Source organism: Sphingobacteriaceae bacterium (genome assembly GCA_002319075.1).
In the GTDB taxonomy this organism is placed as follows: Bacteria; Bacteroidota; Bacteroidia; order B-17B0; family Aurantibacillaceae; genus Aurantibacillus.
On the sequence record NVQB01000001.1, the window covers coordinates 709018 to 726521 of the forward strand.

Genomic DNA, 17504 nt, shown 5'->3' on the forward strand with positions numbered 1-17504 from the left:
GTATATAAAAAATGAAAAAATTTTCAATTAAAAAAGAACGCGTTCGCGAAATTTTTAAAGACTTTAACGACCTAAACGTTTTAATTATTGGAGACGTGATGATTGACAGTTATTTGTGGGGTAAGGTAAGCAGGATTTCTCCGGAAGCACCAGTTCCTATTGTAGCGGTTGGTAAAAAAGAAAGAAGGTTAGGAGGAGCGGCCAATGTAGCTTTAAATATTCAAGCGCTTGGTGCTAATCCGATTCTTTGTTCAGTAATTGGAGTAGACTATGAAGGACAAACTTTTATGGATCTTTTGAAAACTCAGAAATTGAGTCAGAAAGGAATTCTTAAAAGCCGCGACCGTGTTACCACGGTTAAAACGCGCGTAATGGGCAATAATTCTCAACTTTTACGTGTAGATGAGGAAGAAGAAGGAGATATCACTACTTCTGAAACGCAACAATTGCTTACTCTCATTTCTTACATTTTAACGCACGATAAAATTGATGTCGTGATTTTCGAAGACTACAATAAAGGATTAATTACTCCTAGATTAATTTCTAAAGTAGTTGAGCTCACGAAAAGTAAAGGCATTCCAACTTGTGTGGATCCTAAGAAAAGAAACTTCAATTCTTACAAAGGTGTGAGTTTATTCAAGCCCAATTTAAAAGAATTGCGTGAAGGCGTTAAGCTTGATATTAGCGGAGATAACGTTAACGAATTACAAAGAGCAGTAAGCAGTTTTCGCGTAAAACAAAAAGTGGAAACAGTTTTAGTTACTCTTGCTGAAAAAGGTGTAATTACAAATTCAAGAAAAGTAAAAGAACATATTCCTGCACACATTCGCAGCATTGCAGATGTGAGCGGCGCCGGCGATACTGTAATCAGCGTGGCTTCTTTATGCAGAGCTTTAGACTGTAATGATATTTTAACCGCGGCCATCTCTAATCTTTCCGGTGGGCTTGTTTGCGAGCAGATAGGAGTTGTTCCTATAGACAAGGAGCAATTACTGGAAGAATCGCTGAAACTCGAATTTGTCCGGTAACGGTCAACCCGGAGGCACTGAGAAAATGAGGACACAGAGATTTATAATCTAAATGAAGTACACCGAAATAGAATATAACACTCTGACCGAATTAGCTATCAGATCTGCTATTGAAGTTCATAAGGAACCAGGTGCCGGTTTATTGGAAACGGTAAACGAACATTGCTTAATTAAAGTACTAAGAGAAGAAGGTTTGAAGGTCGAAAGTCAGCTTAAAATTCCAGTTGTATTTAGAAACCACATTCTCGATAAGCATTTTATGCTCGCCATTTTAATGAGTGAAGTTTTAGTTCCGGAAATTAAATCCTTTGAAAAAATTCTTCCAATTCATGAAGCTCAACTTGTAACTTATTTAAAACTCCACGCAAAAAAACCCGGCCTTTTAATTAATTTTAATGAAGATCTATTGAAAAACGGTGGAAGCAGGCGGATAAATGGTGATCTAAATAACTAAATAAAGTAATAAATCTATAAAACTCAGTGAACTCTCTCACCCGGTGTCTCTGTGTTAAAAACATAACATATGCAACACGATAACGTTACCCCTTACAATACCCAGGAAGAAAAAAAAGAACAAGTTGCGCAAATGTTCGATAACATTGCAAAACGTTATGATCTTTTAAATAGTATTCTCTCTTTGGGAATTCACAAAGGCTGGAGAAAAAAATGCGTCAACCTCCTAAAAGCAAAACAACCGAAAAAAATACTGGATGTTGCTACCGGCACGGGAGACTTCGCAATTGAGTGCGCTAAATTAAAGCCTGAATCCATTATAGGCATTGACATCAGCGATGGCATGATGAAGTACGGCAGAGAAAAACTTAAACAACTAAAATTAGATTCTATTATCTCTTTAAAAAATGGCAATGCAGAAACAGTAGCTTTTCCTGATAATAGTTTCGACGCCATTGTAGTTGGTTTTGGCGTTCGTAATTTTCAAAATTTAAATACCGGGTTAAGCAATCTTTACCGCATGCTTAAACCAGGTGGACAGCTTATTGTACTTGAATTTTCTTATCCGAAAAACGTTTTGATTAAGAATTTTTATAATTTCTATTTTTCTAAAGTGACACCCTTTATTGGAAGAATTTTTTCTAAAGATACCCGTGCATACACATACCTTACCGAAAGCGTAAAAGCGTTTCCGCACAATGAAAAGTTTACAGACATTCTAAAAACAATAGGGTATAAAAACACCTCTTTTAAATCTCTGAGCTTTGGCATTGCCGCTATTTATGCCGGAGAAAAATAGCTATCTGTTTATAAGTAAAACCAGTTTTTTTAGATCCTTTTAACGCTTTTATTCGTAAGTTTAATTACAGCAATTTAAACTTAAAAGCTGGTACTTTGTTATACAGAGGATTTAACTTTTTTATATGAGTCAGTATTTATTTATTCCTTTAATTTCGTGGGCGGCAGTTGCCAGTATCATGCTTATTGTGTGGCTATGGGCGCTAAAAATTAAGAATAACGGGATAGTAGATATTTTCTGGGCGTTTAATTTTTTGGTGATTGCCATAATTACCTGGCTTCTTGCCGATGGATTTACAGGGCGTAAAACACTTGTTTGTGGCCTGGCTGCGTTATGGAGTTTACGGTTGGGCATTTATCTTTTGATTCGCGTTGGATCTCACCTCGATGTGGAAGAAGGGCGGTATAAAAAACTAAGGGAAGAGTGGAACTCGACAAAATTCTTTTTCTTTTTTCAAATGCAGGCTTTTTCAAACGTTATGCTGGCTATTCCCTTTTTTATTATCGCTCTAAATCCGAACACAGAAATTTCTGCAGTCGAATATTTTGGCGCTTCACTTTGGTTTTTATGTATCCTTGGTGAAGGTATTTCTGACTGGCAACTGCAGTACTTTAAAAAACAGCCGGAAAATAAAGGGAAGGTTTGTCAATATGGACTTTGGAATTACTCCAGACACCCCAACTACTTTTTCCAATTTTCGATTTGGGTTTCTGTACTGATTTTTGCTCTTCCGAGTCATTATGGATGGCTTGCTATTATCTGTCCGCTTTCCATCGGTTATCTTATTTTTAAAGTAACCGGAATTCCTATGACAGAAGAACAAGCTGTCAGGAGCAAAGGCGAAGCCTATAAGGAATATCAAAGAACAACGAGTGTGTTCGTTCCCTGGCTTAAGAAAAAATAATTCTATCAATAAAAATCATTCATTTTCTTTATGTGGTATAATTCACTGTTAGAACAAAATAAAATTCCAGATTCTCTTATTCGTATTGGCATTCGTAAACTTTTAAAACAGCGCTTAAAAGACGAAAATAAAGGGAGTACCGAAGCCAACCAGCTTCATCTGATGAACCTGATAGCCGAATTAAAAAGCTCTCCTATAGCCATCAACACCCAGGAAGCAAATGAACAGCATTATGAAGTTCCAACAGAATTTTACCGCTATTGTCTTGGCAAACATTTAAAGTACAGTAGTGGCTACTGGAAAGATGGTGTAAGCGACATTGACACGTCTGAAAAAGATATGTTAGAGCTAACCTGCGCACGCGCCGAATTATCCAATGGTCAAACTGTGCTGGAACTTGGCTGCGGATGGGGATCTTTATCTCTGTTTATGTCCGCCAAATTTCCACAAAGTAATTTTACGGTTGTGTCAAATTCGCGTACACAGAAAATATATATTGACGAGCAAGCCAAACAAAGAGGTATTAAAAATTTGTTGGTTATCACCAGTAATATTAATGACTTCAAACCTGAAGAAGGAAAATTTGATCGCGTGGTTTCTGTTGAAATGTTTGAACACATGAGGAACTATGAAAAACTTATGGCCCTTGTTGCCTCAGCGCTGAAACCAGAAGGGAAACTTTTTGTGCATATTTTCACTCACAAAGAGTATGCTTACAAGTTTGAAGTGATTGATGAGACTGACTGGATGAGTAAATATTTTTTCACTGGAGGAATTATGCCAAGCGATGATCTTCTTTTATACTTTAATGAAAAATTAAGTATTGAAAAACACTGGCACGTTAACGGAATGAACTATAGCAAGACTTCTGAAGCCTGGTTGCAAAATATGGACAAGCATCGTGAACAGATTATGCCTTTGTTTGAAACTACTTATGGCAAAGATCAGGCGGTTAAATGGTGGGTTTACTGGCGACTTTTTTATATGGCCTGCGCCGAACTTTGGGGTTTTAACAAAGGAGAAGAATGGATTGTAAGTCATTATTTATTTAATAAAAAATAATATGTGGCGACTCATTATTGCTGTTATTCTTTTGCTTCTTTCGCTGTTGGTACTTTTTAAGGCGCCAACAAATTTTTTCTGGCTGGTGCAAGTTGCCGTTACCGAATTTCCCTGGATCTCTACTTTAACTTCACTTGTATTTTTTGTTTCTTGCCTTTATGCAGATAAATTTAAAATCGCACTGTTAACGCTATCAGGACTTGCAACTTTTATTTATTTTTTACCAGTTATTGAAGTTTACTTCAGAGGAAAACATCTTGAACACGATCTTTCAAAGAACTTTCCTTTTAATCAAAACATTAAACATCTCGATTCTCCCTTTTCGTTTACAAAAATGTTCAGCGGTATTGGTATCAAAGAAGTTCAACCAGAAATTTTCACGTACAAAAAATTACCTGAACGCGAGTTGCATCTTGACTTTTATAAAGCTGCACTCAGCGGAAAACGTCCTTGTATCATAGTTATTCATGGCGGCTCGTGGGCCGGCGGTGACAGCAAACAGCTTCCGGCATTGAATAGTTACTTGTCGAATGTCGGATACCATGTTGCAGCCATCAACTATAGACTAGCGCCAACATATAAATCACCGGCGCCAGTAGAAGACACCAAAGAAGCTATGCAGTATCTCATTAGTCATGCTGAAAATTTAAATATCGATACAACAAATTTTGTTCTATTGGGAAGATCCGCGGGTGCGCAAATTGCCCTGGTGGCTGCTTACACGTTCCACGATCCAAATGTTAAAGGTGTTGTATCCTTATATGGTCCCGCCGACATGGTTTGGGGCGCTCGCATTAAATCAAATAAACTTGTTTTAAATACCGACAAAGTCTTTACCGATTATCTGGGAGCACTGATTGATGTGTTGCCGGAAAAATATCATGAAGCCAGCTCATTCGACTTTGCTGAACAGAATTCTCCCCCTACTCTTTTGATTCACGGCCCAAATGATGCGCTGGTTTCTTATTATCACAGTGTTCGTTTAAACGAAAAATTAGAAAGTAAGCATGTGCCTCATTATTTCTTAAATCTTCCCTGGGCAACGCATGGTTGCGATTACAACATTTGCGGACCAAGCGGACAAATAAGCACATATAGTATAGAACGTTTTATAAATTCAGTCACGAATCAGTAATGCAGAAATTAGCAATTATAGGTACCGGTATTGCCGGCATGGGATGTGGTCACTTTCTAAATAAGAAGTATGATTTGACCCTTTTTGAGCAGAACGATTATATAGGCGGTCATACGAATACGGTTAGTGTAGATGAAGGTGAAAAACCTGTTTTTATGGATACGGGCTTCATGGTTTTTAATTTCGAAACTTATCCAAACCTTGTAAAATTATTTAAAGAGATTGGTGCTCCAATAAAAAAAACGGATATGTCTTTTAGTGTGCAATATAGGCCAAGCGGTTTGGAATATTGTGGATCAGGCTTGAATGGTTTATTTGCGCAGCGAAAAAATATTTTTAATATTCCATATATTAAAATGTTGATGGAAATTTCGCGTTTCAATAAAATAAGCCAGGAAATTCTGGAGGATCAAAATTATACAAACCATTCGCTGCGGCACTTCATTAAAGAATTTAAATTCAGCGAAGACATGCTTTGGAAGTACCTCGTTCCAATGAGTTCAGCCGTGTGGAGCACGCCCATGGATAAGATGCTTGATTTTCCTGCATTAACTCTGATTCGTTTTTTTAAAAACCATGGATTTTTAGGGTTAAACACACAGCATCAATGGTATACCCTTGAAAATGGAAGTGAATCTTATAAAAAAATCCTTATTGCGCCGTTTAAAGACAAAATAAGAATAAATAACGCCGTTGTAAGAGTCATCAGAGAAAATGGAAAAGCAACCGTTCATTTAAAAGATGGTAGTTACCATGAATTTGATAAGGTTATTTTTGCTTCGCATGCCGATCAAACTTTAAAACTGCTTGACCATCCAACGCCCGACGAGAAAAGACTCTTAAGCGCTTTTAAATATCAAAAAAATATTGCAACCGTTCATACAGATGAATCAGTGATGCCAAAAACAAAAAAGACCTGGAGCAGCTGGAATTACAGGATAGAGAATATCAATGGAGAATTACTTCCTACAACCATTTATTGGATGAACAGTTTACAGGGTGTAAGTAAAAAGAAAAACTATTTTGTTTCTATAGGTGCATTTGCAAATAGCATCGCGAAAGAAAAGCTGGTGAAGGAAATAATATACGAGCACCCACTATTTGATGTTCCTGCTGTTAGTGCACAAAAAGAGCTTTCTTCTTTAAATGACACCGGTCCGTTGTATTTTTGTGGTAGCTATTTCAACTATGGCTTTCATGAAGACGCTTTTGCGAGCGCGGTTAAACTTTGCGAAAAATTATAATGAACAGCAGTTTATATAGAGCCACAGTAATGCATAACCGTATTAAACCGAAATCTCACCGGTTTCATTATAATGTGTTTATGTTTTACATCGACCTGGATGAATTAGATGTCATTACAAAAAAATTCTGGCTCCTTAGCCGCAATAAATTCAATTTCTTTTCCTTTCGCGACAAAGAACATTTGCAATTACCTCTCGAAAAACCTGATCCTTCTAAAAACACTAAAGAACACATTATTGATTATTTGAAACAAAACGGCTTCAATTATGTTGATCAAAAGATAATGTTACTGACGAATCTGAACATTCTTGGTTATAATTTTAACCCGGTGTCTTTTTACTTTATACTCGACAGAAATACTACCGCTGAATGCGCAATAGCTGAAGTGAGCAATACATTTCGTGAAATGAAACCTTATTATCTCGGTGAAGAAACAAAAACCGGAGACAGCTTTCATCTTCATACAACGAAGTACTTTTATGTTTCTCCGTTTATAGATCACGATACGAATTTTGATTTTACTATCAGCGCTCCAAAAGATAAACTCAATATCCGTATTGATGATTATAAAGACGGACACCGTTTTTTTATAAGTACGCTTACCGGAACTAAAAAACAATTAACCAATGCTAACCTTCTTTTGTACAGTTTGCGCTTTCCTTTTTTAACTCTCAGGATTATTGCACTGATTCATTGGCAGGCACTGCTGCTCTATCTTAAAAAATTACCTTATCATAAAAAATCCAAAAACGCAGATCTTCAAAGAGGTGTTTTTCGTAAATATGAGTAAAAAACACCCCAAATGAATTTTTTGTTTAACATGGGGAAATAGCTAAATTCGTAACAATAAGAATGTCAACAACTATAAGTATAAGTACTAAACAAGGGTTCTACGAAAGAATTCTTGTTAATTTATTTTCAAAAATGCAACTTGGAACTCTTACGATGAGGCTTCCAGGTGGGCAAGAATTAGCTTTCGGGAATGGAGATGGAAACATTCACGCTAACATAGATATTAAAGATCACAATTTTTTCAAGCGGTGTGTTCTTTATGGTGACATAGGCTTTGGAGAAGCATATGTAGAAGGTGAATGGGAAACCTCAAATATTCAAACAGTTATTAGATGGTTTCTTTTGAATATAGACAATGCGCCTAGTATTTCCGGAAGCAAGACCCAAAGCACTATTATTAATGCTCTGAAATTTTTTAATAAAATTTATCACTCCAAAAGAATAAATACGGTTGGTGGCTCCAAAAAAAATATAGCAGCGCATTACGATTTAAATAACGCATTTTTCTCGCTTTTTCTTGATCCTACAATGACCTATTCTTCTGCTTACTTTAAGGAAGAAGGTATGACGCTTGAAGAAGCCCAGTTAGCGAAGTACGATCGTTTATGCCAGGAGCTTCATCTAAAGCCCAGCGACCATGTTCTTGAAATAGGAAGTGGTTGGGGCGGTAATGCGATCTACATTGCTAAAACGTATGGGTGCAAAGTAACGAGTTTAACAATCTCAGAAGAACAATTTAAATTAGCCAACGAACGTATTCAAAAAGAAAATCTGGGTGACAGAGTTTCGGTAATTTTAAAAGATTACCGTTTGATGGAAGGGAAATTTGACAAGCTCGTTTCCATCGAAATGTTAGAAGCTGTTGGAGCTGAATTCTATAATCAGTATTTTAAAAAATGTAGCGATCTTTTGAAAAAAGACGGAATTTTTGCGATCCAGGTAATTACGTGTCCGGATACCCGTTTCGAGAATTTAAAAAACGGCGTGGACTGGATTCAGAAGCATATTTTTCCTGGTTCGCTCTTGCCTTCTGTGGCCGCGATCAACAAATCTATAAATGAAGTGTGCGACCTCACTTTGGTCGATCTAAAAGATATTGGTTTAGATTACGCTCACACTTTAAAGATCTGGCAGCAAGAATTTCAAAAAAATATTGAGGGCGTAAAAAAATTAGGCTTCGACGATTATTTTGTGCGCAAATGGAATTACTATTTTGCTTATTGCGAAGCCGCTTTTGCCATGCGTAACATTCATGTGATGCAACTGGTTTATACGCGTCCAAATAATACAGGACGCTAATAAAAAAGCTTTCTTGTATTGGTTCTTCTGGCTAACAGCTTTAAACATTGAGTGCCCCTACTAAATTCTCCCTGATAAATAGTCTCCAAAAGGATAGCCAGAATCTTATCTGACCTCGGAACTTATGAACTTCCCGGTTCAAAATGACCTATAAGTGTCCCATTAATAATTTGACAAGAATTAATAAAAGAGACAAGTAGTAAATTTGGTTTAGGTTATCAAATTCTTATAAAACATATTATTACTGTGCTATTTTTACTATCTGTGCAGTTTTTAATTATCTTTGGCCTCGAAAAATTTTAACCCCAAACAAATGAAAAAACTTTTACTATTTCTTGCATTTGGCACTTATTTAAAGTGCGAAAGCCAAATTACAGCGAGCTCCACTTTAGTATGTGATGGACAAAGTGTAACTCTTGTGGCACCGCCCACCCGCCTAAACACAACATTGGCTGGCGGCAATAACCACAGAGGTAACATGTTTAACCTCGTTGCAATTAATACCCTCACAATAACCAGTTTTGACGCGCATCCGCAAGGCAATACCACTATCGAAATATATTACAAAGCGGGAACTTACTCTGGTTTTGAAAATGCTTCAACGTCCTGGACATTAGTTGGAAGTGCGGCAGTTACAGCGCAACCTTTTGGGAATTTAACTCCCGTACCTGTTGCTATAAACGTAGTAATACCTGCAGGTCAAACCTATGCGTTTTACGTTACTTCTAATAACACAGCGGTTGCGCTCAACTATAGTAATGGCACCACGGCTGGTTCAGTTTATTCTTCAGATGCTAATCTTCAGTTCATAGAAGGTATAGGCCTTGAATATCCTTTCACCGGGTCACCATTTTCGCCGCGTGTGTGGAACGGCCGGATAAATTATAACGCTTCGTCTACCACTTATACATGGAGTAACGGTGCATCTACATATTCAACATCCGTGTCACCAAGTATTACTACAACTTACTCGGTTGCTGTGAATAGCGCTACTAATACAAGTTCAATTTCTATTTCCGTGAATCCGTCGCCAACAGTCTCAATAAATAATGGAACAATTTGCAGTGGCAATTCATTTTCAATAATTCCGTCGGGAGCTGATACATACACGATTCAGGGAGGAAACTCAAATGTTAGTCCTCTATCTAACTCCACTTATACCGTGAAAGGAACGGCTAGCAACGGTTGTTTGAGTATAAATACCGCCACTCTTAATTTAACTGTTAACACAACGCCAACGGTAAGCGTGAATGATGGAACAATTTGTTCGGGCAACTCATTTTCTATAATTCCATCAGGCGCCAGTACTTATACGATTGAGGGGGGAAATACGAACGTGAGTCCATTAGTTAACTCGACTTTTACTGTGAATGGCACAGCTTCTAACGGTTGTGTGAGTGCAAATACTGCTACTTTAAATTTAACTGTTAATACAACTCCAACAGTTAGCGTTAATAACGGAACAATTTGCTCAGGCAATTCTTTCTCTATAATTCCATCAGGTGCCAATACTTATACCATTGAAGGGGGAAATACAAACGTGAGCCCGTTAATTAGCTCAACTTATACCGTTAGTGGAACAGCTGCAAACGGGTGTGTGAGTGCAAATACAGCCACCGCTAATTTAACCGTAAACACAACACCAACCGTTAGTGTTAATAGCGGAACAATTTGCTCCGGCAACTCTTTCACTATACTTCCATCAGGTGCCAGTACGTATACTATAGATGGCGGAAGCACAACTGTAAGTCCGTTAATTAATTCAAGTTTCACTGTAAATGGTACCGCGTCTAACGGTTGTGTGAGTGCAAATACAGCTACTTCAAATGTAACTGTGAATACCACCCCTACTGTAAGTGTTACTGATGGAACAATATGCTCTGGTAATTCTTTCTCAATAGTTCCATCAGGAGCCGATACGTATACCATTGAGGGAGGAAGTTCAACTGTTAGCCCGGTTATAAATTCAACTTACACGGTGAATGGAACGGCTACTAATGGCTGCTTAAGTGCCAATGTAGCAACACTTTCATTAACTGTAAACACAACGCCAACCCTTACTGTAAATAGTGGTTTAATCTGTACCGGTCAATCCTTCACAATCATAGCAAGCGGAGCAGACACTTTTACATTTAGCAGCGGATCAAACATTGTTTCTCCAGCTGTTACAAGTGTATTTTCTGTTACCGGAACAAGTTCTTTAGGTTGCATTGCAGCTAATACTGCCATTAGCACCGTAACTGTTGTGACAAACCCAACCATCACCGTAAATAGCGGTGCTATATGTGCAGGTGGCGTATTTGTGCTGATACCGGGAGGTGCTTCAACTTACACATTCAGCAGTGGTTCTGCGTCGGTATCACCAACAAGTAATACAACTTACAGTGTTACCGGATCAGTAGGCCCGGGTTGTATTGGCACAAATACTGCCGTAGCTACAATTACAGTAAACCCGTTACCAACACTTTCCGCCAGTAGCACTTCATCTGTTATTTGCGCTACAGAATCTGTTATTGTAACTGCAAACGGAGCGTTAACTTACACCTGGAATGCTACTACTGCCTCGTCTGTAATAACCATCTCCCCGGCAGTTACCACCTCTTATACACTGGCTGCAACAGATGCTAATGGATGTCAAAACACTCTACTGTTTACACAAGATGTAAGCGAGTGTACAGGTGTTACACAACAAGCAAAAGCCCCTTTAACGATTAGTATTTTTCCTAATCCTGGTAACGGCATTTATTCTGTAAACTCAGAAACCACATTACTTGTTTCAGTTTATGACGCCCTGGGTAAAATGGTGTTGAGCGAAAAATTATCTGAAGGAAAACAACAAATAGATTTATCCGCCTTTAAGAATGGCTTTTACATTTTGAAAGCAGAAGCCGGCAATGGCTCGAAAACTTTTAAGTTAATTAAAGAATAAAAGGTTTTATAAGTAGTGCCCATTAAAAGTTTAGAATTTCAAAAAATTATTTCTGTCATCCATTAACTTAAAAAGAGTCTGTTTCAAAATTTTGAAACAGACTCTTTTTTTATCATAAATTTTAAGTAGGATTCGTGACAATCTTGCAGGTGGCCTATTTTTGCTGCTAAGTTAATTTTGTTTCTTTAAATCTGGTAAAGATAATTGCGGCCAGGCAACAAAGCACAAAGCCCATAATTCCGTTTAGGCGAATACCAAAATCATTTCCTACATCTTTTCCATAAATTAAAAACATAGCGAATAATGCAATTCCAAAAGTTTGTGCAATCTTCACAAAGAAATAGCGCACAGCAAAATAGATTGCTTCTTTATTCTCTTTAGTTTCGAGACTATCCTTTTCAATAATTTCAGCAAGAATAGCATTTGGCAATATGTTTAAAGAGGCAAGTGGGATAGCTGCAAACGTAATGAGGGAGTAAATTTGAAGTAATGGAGAAATCTGCATTTTACCCAGAAAAAAAATTCCTAAAAAAACGAAGGACAATAAAGCCAAAGAAACTACTACAATAACTTTCTTACCGGTTTTTTTTGCGAGGTAATTCACGATAGGATAAAAAATAAAAGACACCAAAACCATTGTTATCATTAATTTATTTCCAACGTTTTCTTTCAGAGGCAAAAGCACTGTAACAAAATACATAAGTCCGGAGGTGATAATAGTGACTGCAATAAAATAAGAGAAGTCTGCGACTATAAACAAAAGAAAATTTTTGTTTTTTAAGGTTTGAAAAAGCGCTTGTTTCAAAGGTACGGCGCTAGGAACACTTACCGAATACTTTTTTTCATCGATCGACAGCACCGTTACCAACATACAGATTGCGGCCAAAAGCACCATAAAAACAACGCTTAACTGCAAAGCAGAAATTCGTGAAGCAACTGCAAAAGAACTCTGTAAAAAATCAGTGAGGTTAAAAACATTGGAGGACACCCCTATTCCCATTACATAACCAATAGACTGAAAAGTAGACATCCGCACTTTACTTTCGGCAGTGGGCGCCAGTTCAGGAAGCAACGCGTTGTACGGAATAATATATGTTGTAGAAGAAACATAAAAACCGATAAGACATATCACTAACCAGAAAATATTCAGACCACTTTCTTCTTGCTTTAAGGGATAAAAAATAAGAAAACAAAAAACCATAGAAGGAAGAATTGCTAATTTCATCATTGGGATTCTTCTTCCCTTTGGATTCTTACTACTGTCGCTCACCTGAGCGATAAAAGGATCGACAATGGCATCTACCAACCTTCCACTGGCTGTAATTAAGGCAATCACATTAAAAAAGCCGAAAATTATTGCTTGCGTAATTAATTTTGGCAGTCCGCTTGTTTCGGGAGGAAGGTATAAATAAACAAGGATTACACTAATGAGATTGATCATAATGCTCCAGCCCATCATGCCGAAACCATAGGAAATTTGTTTTTTAAAAGGAAGTGCTGCCTGCATATTAAATCTCTATTCCTATTACTAAAACATCGTCTATCTGCGCAGAACTACCTTTCCAGTCCTCAAAGGTTTTTTCAAGTATCCTTCCTTGTTCTTCCATAGAAGTTGATTTCATTGACAATAAAATTTCTTTAAAATTTTTATACATAAACTTCTTTTGATGCTCGCCTCCAAACTGATCAGCAAAGCCATCTGTAAATAAATAAATCTTATCCCCTTTTTTTATTTCGATGCGCTGATTTGTAAAGGGTGCAAGTGCCGCTTCGGGAGAGGCTGTAATAGGTTGTTTATTGGCCTTCAGAATAATAATTTCTTCGCCCCTTATTATGTATACCGGATTGTTTGCACCTGCATATTCCATCAACATTCCTTTCCTATCGATGCAGCACAAAGCAATGTCCATTCCGTCTCTGATCGGCGTATCTCCTTCATTTTTATTAAACTTCTTTTTTAGTTCTGTATTTACATAATCTAATGCGTTTGCCGGAGTGGGAATTGAAACCTGTGTTAGCGTTTGATTTAATAAAGTATTTGCAATAATACTCATAAAGGCTCCAGGCACTCCATGCCCGGTGCAATCTACCGCTGCTACCACCAGAATTTCTGTTCCTGCAATGTAATTATCTCCCGCTTCATTCTGATAGTCGTACTTAATAGTATAATTACTAAACCAATAAAAATCGCCACTTACAACATCCCGCGGTTTGAATAAAATAAAAGATTCCGGAGCGAGTATTTTCAATTTTTCCTTATCCACAAAAACAGAACGTTGAATTCTTTTAGAATATTCAATACTATCGCTGATGTCTTTACTCTTTTCGTCGATTAATTTTCTTTGGTTTGTTATCTCCTGCTGGAGTTTTAACCGCTCGCGGATATCGCGCGCGTAAATAACAATGGCCGGTCGACCGGAGAAAGGAGCTACTTTGGCAGAACACTCTACCGGTATAATTTCCCTGGCTTTTGTAACAAAAGGAATATCGGTGTAAATTAAACCACCTTTTTCCCAAACGTCGGCTACTATTTGCGAACTCTTATTCAAAAATTCTTGAGGATGAAGATCAAACAAAGAAAGCTGCAACAGTTCCGATGTCTCATAGCCAAGTAATTTAGCAGCACTAGGATTGGTTTGATGAATTTTTCCGTCTACAATATCAATTACGATCATGGCGTCGTTTGCCTGGTCGATAATGCTCTGATAATTATTTAGTTCTTTTTGCAAAGCTGCTATTTTAATTTCCTGAGCATCTGACTTTTGTCCAGGTAAACTAGTTTTTAAAGCAGCGAAGCCCTCTTTTTCAAGTGGCATATTTTTTTTACTTTCTTCATATAAACTATCAAGTTGATCGACCATTGGAAATATCAAAGACGGATTTAAAAACTCACCTACTTTATCAGGCCTTGATACATACCGCACAACTCCGCTTTTATCAATGAGAAATGACGCCGGTAAAGGAATTCCCTCCTTGTAAGAATCTGCAAATTTATTATCGTATTCTTTTAATTGCACACCGTAAATCATAGCGGTGCGTTGACCTTCGTCGGAAAGAACTTTAAAATCGACCCCTAATTTTTCGACCATGGCCCGGTTCACTCCCACCGGATCAGGGCCAATGGCAATAACTAATACGTTTTTACTTTTAAATTTATCATTGTTTTTTTCGTAGGTTCTGAGCATCATGTGACAACCCGGACACCAATCGCCACGTACAAAAATAAGGAGCACATGCCTCTCGTTTTTATAGTCTGAAAGTTTTGTAATAGTTCCATTTTGATCGGGTAGTTCAAAATCGTTGGCCAGTTTTCCAATTTGAATACGATAACCGAGAAGCGAATTTTTAAGAAGCTGGTTTTTATCTTTTAGCGTTCCCAAGCAAAAAACTGCGCCGAACACGTAAAGGGGCAAAGGCAGAAGATACGCTTGCCAATCGTGATGATAAAGAAGATTGGAACTCAGGAAAAGTAAAAATGATGTCAGCAAAAAAACCGGCTCAAACCACGAATACAGGGTGTATGAAAAAACCGGGAAGAATGCAATACGCGCAACAGTTACCGCCGCGAGCAATGCCATAGAGATAACCGTAAGCGGAAAATTTTGATTCGGAAAATCAATCGCCAATCCCAACAAACAGCAAGCAATAAAAATTGTAATAAACTGAAATTTACTCGTGTGTGAGGATAACTCTTTAAGCGCCATAAAAAATGCACACACACAAAGAAGAGCGCTGATTAAAAAGAATTCCAAAATAAGACTGAGAACAGCAAACAGGCAAAACAGTGCTGCAAGGCTGGTAGACTTATGAACTTTACCGGTCATTAAACCCAAATATAAGAAAATCAAGTCAATTCGTATTTTCGAAAAACGTCATCCAATAAATAACCCCGCTTCTTAAAAAGAAGCGGGGTTACCATCTAATTTTGTATTGCCTAGTGTTTAATTATGCGAACTGTTTTGGTGGTGTTATTTTGTTTGAGTGTAACAAAATAAATTCCCTGAGGCTGATCATTTAAAGAAATAGTATTTTTTCCGGCGGTTAAATTTTGGTTATAAACAATTTGTCCGATGGTATTAACAATACTTAAAATCATATCCTTTTCTGCATCCACAATTAGATCGCCGTTGGTTGGATTCGGATATAGATTGAATTGTATGTCGGACGACGCTTTTTCAATGCTTGTGCAATCGCTAACATAAAGGAGAATACTTGCATAATCGGAACAGCCATTAAACGAATCTGTTCCGGTAACGCCATAGAGCGCTGTAACTGTTGGTGTAATGGCAGCGGTTGAGCTTGTTGCTCCGGTACTCCATGAATAAGTGCCCGCACCAATAGCGTTTAATACAATTGTTTGTCCCAAACAAACCAGATTACTTTGTAAGGGCGTGATAGATACTGTTGGCTTTACACCAGCAACAACAACAGTTGCTACCAGTGTGTTTTGCGCTTTACATCCTTCTGCGCTGGCTCCCGTAACGGTATAACTTGTAGTAACAAGCGGTGATACGGTGGGACTACCACTTGAGAAGGTATAAGAAAATGCACCTTGTGGTGAAAGAACATACGAATCTCCCCCACAAATACTGCCACTCGCAACAGATATTACAGGTAAAGAAACTACGTTGATTGTTACCGTAGCAAAGCCAGGACAGCCTGTTAAGGGATCGGTTCCCCCCACAACTACCGTGGTGTTTGTTGCAGGTGCAATAGTGCTCGATCCGCTGGAATACGTGTAACTGGCTGCACCGGCAGGTTGAATATTAAATACACTTCCAGCGCATAAACTGCCCGAATTAACCGTGATAGTTGGAGATTGTGTAATACTAACTGTAACAATAACAGTATCTGAACAACCATCATTAGCTGCAGCACCCGTAACCGTATAGTTTGTGGTTGTAGTTGGAGTTACCACGTTTGAGCCACTTGAATAGGTATAAGAAACAGCGCCGCTTGGCACTATCGTGAAACTTTGTCCAGAACAAACACTTCCACTTGAAGCAGTTAAGGAAAGTACATTTACCGACAGTTGAAGAGAAACTGAATCTGAACATCCTGTGTTTGTATCTGTTCCACTCACCATGTAGGTCGTATTGATGGTGGGAGACACAACGGTTTGCCCCCCTTGAATGGTATAAGTGGAAGCCCCTGATGGATTTATTGTAAACGATTGTCCCGCACAGATTGTGCCATTGCTCACGGTAATTGTTGGAAGCGGAAGTGTCGCAACAGCAACAAAACTTGTATCCGAACAACCCGTTAGAGTGCTGGATCCAACTAAGGTATAGGTGGAATTAAGAGCAGGTGTGATGGTAACAGTACTCACAAACTGACCAGAACTCCAGCTGTAAGTGTCCGCACCATTGGCACTGAGAGTGCTGGCGGCAGAAGTGCAAATCAAAGTATTTCCCGATACCGTTATTATAGGTAAAGCCTGCACTAAAAGTGTTTCAGTGTGAATAGCGCTTGTTCCGGAACCGTTAGTAGCTTCAAGATCGATAGAATAGGTACCTGCTGTCGGAAAAAACAATTCAGGTGCCTGAGAGTTTGATGCAAAAACTCCGTTAATGCTATATGACCAGGCCGTAGGCGCATTGGTTGAAATATCTGTTACCTGAACAGATTCCTTTGCGCAAATGGTATTCGAATTAATAGAAAAGCCAGCGACAGGCGCCTGCGCGTTTGCGCTCACACAGGTAAATAAACCTGCTAACGAAAGCAGTTTGGAAAGTAATTTCAATTTCATAAGGTAGTATTTAAGTTCGCATTGTAAGGACCAACACTATGCCAAATAATTGTTGCAGGTTTACCGTTTTAAAAAATCAAAAAACTGATTTAACTTTTAGCACTTCGCT

General features: G+C 38.1%; 13 protein-coding genes. 10 read left to right on the plus strand and 3 right to left on the minus strand.

The window, feature by feature from the left end; all coding sequences use genetic code 11:
- Positions 1 to 11: 11 nt before the first annotated feature.
- The 10 genes from CNR22_03230 (at position 12) to CNR22_03275 (ending at position 11646) form a co-directional block, all read left to right on the plus strand.
- A complete protein-coding gene (locus CNR22_03230; protein PBQ30826.1) occupies positions 12 to 1028 on the plus strand; it encodes a D-glycero-beta-D-manno-heptose-7-phosphate kinase in 1017 nt (338 codons plus the stop codon).
- 52 nt (positions 1029 to 1080) lie between these two features.
- On the plus strand, positions 1081 to 1482 hold the full coding sequence (locus tag CNR22_03235) for a GxxExxY protein (protein ID PBQ30827.1): 402 nt from the start codon (positions 1081 to 1083) through the stop codon (positions 1480 to 1482).
- Between the two features lie 69 nt (positions 1483 to 1551).
- On the plus strand, positions 1552 to 2280 hold the full coding sequence (locus CNR22_03240) for a bifunctional demethylmenaquinone methyltransferase/2-methoxy-6-polyprenyl-1,4-benzoquinol methylase UbiE (GenBank protein PBQ30828.1): 729 nt from the start codon (positions 1552 to 1554) through the stop codon (positions 2278 to 2280).
- A 124-nt stretch (positions 2281 to 2404) separates the two neighbouring features.
- Positions 2405 to 3184: a hypothetical protein gene (locus CNR22_03245; GenBank protein ID PBQ30829.1), complete on the plus strand. Its 780-nt coding sequence runs from the start codon at positions 2405 to 2407 to the stop codon at positions 3182 to 3184.
- A 30-nt stretch (positions 3185 to 3214) separates the two neighbouring features.
- Positions 3215 to 4246, plus strand: a complete 1032-nt coding sequence (locus tag CNR22_03250) for an SAM-dependent methyltransferase (GenBank protein ID PBQ30830.1) — start codon at positions 3215 to 3217, stop codon at positions 4244 to 4246.
- Between the two features lies 1 nt (position 4247).
- A complete protein-coding gene (locus CNR22_03255) occupies positions 4248 to 5381 on the plus strand; it encodes an alpha/beta hydrolase (GenBank protein PBQ30831.1) in 1134 nt (377 codons plus the stop codon).
- Positions 5381 to 6625, plus strand: a complete 1245-nt coding sequence (locus CNR22_03260; protein PBQ30832.1) for an NADP transhydrogenase subunit alpha — start codon at positions 5381 to 5383, stop codon at positions 6623 to 6625. Before CNR22_03255 ends, CNR22_03260 begins: the two co-directional genes overlap by 1 nt.
- A complete protein-coding gene (locus tag CNR22_03265) occupies positions 6625 to 7416 on the plus strand; it encodes a hypothetical protein (GenBank protein ID PBQ30833.1) in 792 nt (263 codons plus the stop codon). The genes CNR22_03260 and CNR22_03265 overlap by 1 nt, the downstream gene beginning before the upstream one ends.
- A 155-nt stretch (positions 7417 to 7571) precedes the next feature.
- Positions 7572 to 8717 (plus strand): cyclopropane-fatty-acyl-phospholipid synthase, encoded by a 1146-nt coding sequence (locus CNR22_03270; GenBank protein ID PBQ34799.1) that lies wholly within the window; start codon positions 7572 to 7574, stop codon positions 8715 to 8717.
- A 283-nt stretch (positions 8718 to 9000) separates the two neighbouring features.
- On the plus strand, positions 9001 to 11646 hold the full coding sequence (locus tag CNR22_03275) for a hypothetical protein (protein PBQ30834.1): 2646 nt from the start codon (positions 9001 to 9003) through the stop codon (positions 11644 to 11646).
- A 166-nt stretch (positions 11647 to 11812) separates the two neighbouring features.
- On the opposite strand, the gene CNR22_03280 is transcribed toward CNR22_03275, so the two are convergent.
- The 3 genes from CNR22_03280 to CNR22_03290 form a co-directional block, all read right to left on the minus strand.
- A complete protein-coding gene (locus tag CNR22_03280) occupies positions 11813 to 13153 on the minus strand; it encodes an MFS transporter (GenBank protein ID PBQ30835.1) in 1341 nt (446 codons plus the stop codon).
- Position 13154: 1 nt separating this feature from the next.
- The gene (locus CNR22_03285; GenBank protein PBQ30836.1) at positions 13155 to 15470 is read right to left on the minus strand and encodes a hypothetical protein; all 2316 of its coding nucleotides are present in this window, start codon (positions 15468 to 15470) and stop codon (positions 13155 to 13157) included.
- A gap of 110 nt (positions 15471 to 15580) precedes the next feature.
- Entirely contained in the window at positions 15581 to 17395 is a 1815-nt protein-coding gene (locus CNR22_03290; GenBank protein PBQ30837.1) for a hypothetical protein, read from the minus strand.
- Positions 17396 to 17504: the final 109 nt, after the last annotated feature.

What these genes read in the sequence shown, in the direction of transcription:
- CNR22_03230 (PBQ30826.1), top strand. Translation starts at nt 12, where the DNA reads ATGAAAAAATTTTCAATTAAAAAAGAACGCGTTCGCGAAATTTTTAAA.
- CNR22_03235 (PBQ30827.1), top strand. Translation starts at nt 1,081, where the DNA reads ATGAAGTACACCGAAATAGAATATAACACTCTGACCGAATTAGCTATC.
- CNR22_03240 (PBQ30828.1), top strand. Translation starts at nt 1,552, where the DNA reads ATGCAACACGATAACGTTACCCCTTACAATACCCAGGAAGAAAAAAAA.
- CNR22_03245 (PBQ30829.1), top strand. Translation starts at nt 2,405, where the DNA reads ATGAGTCAGTATTTATTTATTCCTTTAATTTCGTGGGCGGCAGTTGCC.
- CNR22_03250 (PBQ30830.1), top strand. Translation starts at nt 3,215, where the DNA reads ATGTGGTATAATTCACTGTTAGAACAAAATAAAATTCCAGATTCTCTT.
- CNR22_03255 (PBQ30831.1), top strand. Translation starts at nt 4,248, where the DNA reads ATGTGGCGACTCATTATTGCTGTTATTCTTTTGCTTCTTTCGCTGTTG.
- CNR22_03260 (PBQ30832.1), top strand. Translation starts at nt 5,381, where the DNA reads ATGCAGAAATTAGCAATTATAGGTACCGGTATTGCCGGCATGGGATGT.
- CNR22_03265 (PBQ30833.1), top strand. Translation starts at nt 6,625, where the DNA reads ATGAACAGCAGTTTATATAGAGCCACAGTAATGCATAACCGTATTAAA.
- CNR22_03270 (PBQ34799.1), top strand. Translation starts at nt 7,572, where the DNA reads ATGAGGCTTCCAGGTGGGCAAGAATTAGCTTTCGGGAATGGAGATGGA.
- CNR22_03280 (PBQ30835.1), bottom strand. Translation starts at nt 13,153, where the DNA reads ATGCAGGCAGCACTTCCTTTTAAAAAACAAATTTCCTATGGTTTCGGC.
- CNR22_03285 (PBQ30836.1), bottom strand. Translation starts at nt 15,470, where the DNA reads ATGACCGGTAAAGTTCATAAGTCTACCAGCCTTGCAGCACTGTTTTGC.
- CNR22_03290 (PBQ30837.1), bottom strand. Translation starts at nt 17,395, where the DNA reads ATGAAATTGAAATTACTTTCCAAACTGCTTTCGTTAGCAGGTTTATTT.